We start from the raw sequence: 4,012 nt of genomic DNA, 5'->3' as shown, positions 1-4,012 counted from the left end.
CGAAGGAGCCCAGATCCAATGGATGTTCACGACCCAAACGGCGCGCGAAAAACTCCGCAAGGCCTACCCCGTCAAAGAGTCATAATCTCTGTGGCGTGGTACTAGTCGGGACGGCCGGCGGAGGGGGCAGACACCCAGGTAAGTTATCTTTCGCTACTCGGCGGCGAGTGTGAACGGAGGGCTGCTTACCGCAAATTTCATCCTGAGTCCGGACAGTCGGGAAGGTCCAAAGGACGCGACATTCCCACCTCGTGCCAAAGTGCCACTTCTGTTGCCCCAGCCTGGCGGAACGGCCGCCCCGGTGCGCCGATCTACTCTGCCGCCTCGTTCACCTTCTCGCACTCGGTCAAAGCGGCCATAATCCGCTCGACCAGAGCATCTTCGGCGGCGAACCGCTCAAACTCGAGTTCCGATGCCAGGTTCTTGCGCGCCTGTTCGGGTAGTGCCGCAACCGCCGCCGTGACGACGGCGCGAACAAGACGCGGGTGCGGGCTCATTTCGCCTCTCCCTTCCGCCCCTGCTCGATCAGCCCGCGCAGGCTCTCCATCGGTACCAGCGTCATCGCGCCGACCTTGACGATCTCGATCTGGCCCCCGGCAATCAGCTCGTAGAGCTTGGACCGGCCGATACCGGTCAGCCGGCAGGCTTCGGAAATGCGCACCGCAATCGGCTCAAGCTGGGTTTCGCGATGCGGCGGCGCGGCGTTTGCGGCCATGTTGCTCTCCTTCATCTGTCTATTCCCCTTTTCCGGTATGAACCCGGCCAAGGCTGCGATCGGGCCTTGGCTCGGCCTGGGCGGTGCGGGCCGCAAGACGGCCCGCCGCCTTGACGAACTCGTCGTAGCGAAGCCGGCCGAGGCGCTGCGTCTCGGGATCGAAGGTGGGCTGGTGAGCGGTGAGTGTGAGCTGGTGGCGCACGAACAGGCCGAGCGCTTCGGTGAGGAAGTCGAGCTTTTCCTCCATGCGATCGGCGCTGCGGCTCTGCCGGTCGAGCCGGACGGCAAAGCGGGTGTCGAGTTCATGGGCCGCGCGGCGCTCGAACCAGGTGGTGAGCGCATCGGTGAGGATCGCGGTCTTCGACGATCCGGGCTCGGCCGCCATGGCGGCGAGCCGGGCCGACAGGTCATCGGGAAGATAGAATTGATGGCGGGTCTTGCGCGTCTTCATGCCCGCAAGGATGCGGCATCCCGGTTTCGGGCAACAGACACTCGCTGGTGCGGGCTCATGCCTATTGGGGGAATCTCAGCCGATTTGCGGACCCGAGCGGCCGCGGCCAAATCTCCAGCTGATGGTGCCGGCGCGCTCGATGCCCGAGACCTGGCGCCCGATCTGCCTTTCCAGCACCGGGCGCCAGGGCACGAGGGTAAACTCGCGCGACTTCTCGATGAGCGCGTACTTGCCGGTCCCCACCTGCACCGCCTTTCGGTAGGTGCCCTCGATGCGCCCGCCGCGGTGCTCGGCGTAATCGAGCCCGAGGTCTTGCGAGAGCTGGCCGGCCACCTGCCGCAGTTCGCGCTGGCGCAGCGCCGCGAGCATGTTCGGCCTGTAGCGGGCCGCGCCATCCTCGTCCCAGGCCAGCCCCTGTTCGATGAGCCATTGCCGGCGCTGGTTCAGCGCCTCGCGCACCCGGGCGCCGAAGCTGCCCTGCAGGCGCTCGGGCTTCGCGGCGACGCACTGCTCGTCGAGCCAGGTCACACCATTGTGGCGCACCATCTGCTCGAGCGGCCGGTCGGACAGGATGTCGACCTCGACGGGCCGCTTCGCCGCGCGCTCGCGCTCCCAGGCGAGAACGCGGTCGAGATGATCGGGCGCGATCTTCCAGCTTCCGTCGGGCTGGCGCTCGACTGCATCGCTTCCGCGCCGGATCGCTTCGAGGCGCCGGACATGCGCTTCGGCGAAGCGCTGGGTGGCGCTGGGATCATGCTTGAGGTGCCGATCGATGCTGTAGGTTCCCTGGTCGGCAGCGGCGACCTCGGCAATGGTGCGGTCGGCATCGCGCACCTGGACGAGCGCCGGCGAGACGCGCACCATGGCGTTGTCGCGCCCATGATCGAGCTGCGCGCCGCTGCCCAGATCGACGTAGTGCGTATGGCCATCGGTGGCCTCGAGGATCAGGTAGCGCCGGTCACGGTGTTCATCGGCCAGCCCGCGCGCGAGCACGCGGCCGACGAGGGGCGCGGCTCTGGCCGGATCATGGATCACATAATCATGGGGGACGATATCGGGGCGGGCGCGCAGCCGCTCGTGCATGGTGGCGATAATGTCGCCGCGCCGGCCCATGGCGCGCAGCGTTTCCTCGAGGGCGGGATCGAGCCGGTAGCGCCCCTTCGCCTCCTCGGCCGCCAGCCCCATGCGCGCCAGCGTGCCGAGCCGGCCTGCCCTGAGGCTCTGCTCGGTGGGATCGGCATGCCAGGGTGAGGCAAGCCCGTTCTCGTCCAGCGAATGCATCAGCCGCCGGTCGATCGCGGTGAAGCGTTCCTGCGCGATCTCGCGCTGGCCCGCCGCGATGATCTCGCGGGTCGTTCTTGGGCCGAGGTCGAGGTTGACCAGCTCGGCCGCGCGCATCGTAATGCCGCGGCTGATGTACTCGCGGGCGATCACGAGATTCTGATCCCTGTCGTCGATGCCTCTGAGCACAATATGCGTGTGCGGATGGCCGGTGTTGAAGTGATCGACCGCCACCCACTCGAGGCGGGTGCCGAGGTCCTGTTCCATCTGGTGCATCAGCCGCCGGGTGAGCGGTTTGAGGTCGCGGTATTCGGCGCCGTCCTCGGGCGCGACGATGAAGCGGAACTGGTGCCGGTCCTGTCCCCCGCGTTCAAGAAACGCCCTGCCGTCGACCTCGTCGCGGTCCGCGCCGTAGAGCGAGCCGCGTTCTCCCTCGCGCGTGGTGCCATCGCGTTGCAGGTATCTGAGGTGCGCACTGGCCGCCTTCATCCCCTTGCCGGCAAGCTTGACGAAGCTCGCTTTCACCACCACGCGGCGCGCGCGATTGCCGCTGAAGCGATCCGACGATCCGAGCACGCGGCCGATACCGGAACCGCGCCCGATGCGGCTGCCGTCGAAGCGCCGGGCTCGGGCCGCCAACGATCGCTGCGTTCTGCCTGCCAGGTTCGCCGCCTTGCGCAGCTCATGGCGCAGCGGGCGGTCCTTGCCTGCATGGCCCAGCCAGATCTCGAAGTCGTCGTCCGCCATCACCATCCTCGCGCCTAAAGCCCATGATGAGGGGCGTAAGGCGCCGTGCTTCAAGGGCCTCCATGCCGGTCTCGCGCGAGCGGCACGCAAATCCCGCCTCGCGCGAACCCGGGTCTCGCGCATGGAGGCGGTTTGCCGGCCTGCCGAAGCTCGTGTCTCCATCCCAAACGACGTGCAGACGCCGCTTTGCGGGCCCTTTGGAGGGTCCGCCTTTAACTTGCCTTCCCCCCTTTCTCCCGTCTTCCCCGTCCCCGAGCCCTTTTCCTGTTCCATCCGGCCTTTTTCGTGTTCGCTTTATGTTCTAACCAGAGCCATTTCCGATTCGATGGAAGGGATGCGCACATGGCTAGCAGGATCGCGCCGCTGGATGGGGCCAGACTGAAACTTTCGGGCGATGTCGAGACCGTCATTGCGCTCTCGCCAGGGGCGCTTCGCGAGGGCTTTGCCATTGCGATTTCGGACGGGACGCTGGTGCGCGGCCGGTACGATTCCGCGCGTCAGGATTGCCGTTTCGCGGTAGCCATCGAGGGCGCCGGGATTGCCTCGATCGGGCGCTGCGCGCAGGGCGACAGGCTCGATCTGGCATGGCGGATCGAGTGGATCAGTCTCGCGGCGGGCAGCCATGCGCTATGCCCTGCGGATGATCCCGAGGGCGCGGGTCAGGCGCAATTGATGCTGGAAATCGGTGGCAGAACCGAGGGCAGACAGGCCGCCTAGCCTCTCCTATTCATCGGACTGGTCGTGATGGTTGGCGGGAGTAGCGTAAACCATTGGCTTGTTGTAGGAATTTGGGTGTCTAGACCAACCTGCAACGAGGC

At 66.6% G+C, this 4,012-nt stretch carries 5 protein-coding genes; 1 reads left to right on the top strand and 4 read right to left on the bottom strand.

Annotated features, from left to right (window positions below):
- Positions 1-311 precede the first annotated feature (311 nt).
- From IEX32_RS20160 to rlxS, 4 genes are all read right to left on the bottom strand, one after another.
- On the bottom strand, positions 312-497 hold the full coding sequence (locus tag IEX32_RS20160) for a hypothetical protein (RefSeq protein ID WP_188773323.1): 186 nt from the start codon (positions 495-497) through the stop codon (positions 312-314).
- Entirely contained in the window at positions 494-730 is a 237-nt protein-coding gene (locus IEX32_RS20155; RefSeq protein WP_229736535.1) for a helix-turn-helix domain-containing protein, read from the bottom strand. The genes IEX32_RS20160 and IEX32_RS20155 overlap by 4 nt, the downstream gene beginning before the upstream one ends.
- A 4-nt stretch (positions 731-734) precedes the next feature.
- Positions 735-1,166, bottom strand: a complete 432-nt coding sequence (locus tag IEX32_RS20150; protein WP_188773322.1) for a CopG family transcriptional regulator — start codon at positions 1,164-1,166, stop codon at positions 735-737.
- Between the two features lie 75 nt (positions 1,167-1,241).
- A complete protein-coding gene (gene rlxS, locus IEX32_RS20145; RefSeq protein ID WP_188773321.1) occupies positions 1,242-3,194 on the bottom strand; it encodes a relaxase/mobilization nuclease RlxS in 1,953 nt (650 codons plus the stop codon).
- A 342-nt stretch (positions 3,195-3,536) separates the two neighbouring features.
- On the opposite strand from rlxS, the gene IEX32_RS20140 reads away from it, so the two are divergent.
- Entirely contained in the window at positions 3,537-3,911 is a 375-nt protein-coding gene (locus IEX32_RS20140) for a hypothetical protein (RefSeq protein WP_188773320.1), read from the top strand.
- Positions 3,912-4,012: the final 101 nt, after the last annotated feature.

Origin of the sequence: Novosphingobium endophyticum (genome assembly GCF_014640675.1) — a bacterium.
Classification (GTDB): domain Bacteria; phylum Pseudomonadota; class Alphaproteobacteria; order Sphingomonadales; family Sphingomonadaceae; genus Novosphingobium; species Novosphingobium endophyticum.
The sequence above is the reverse complement of the archived record's forward strand: the minus strand, read 5'-3'. Positions and strand labels throughout refer to the sequence as shown.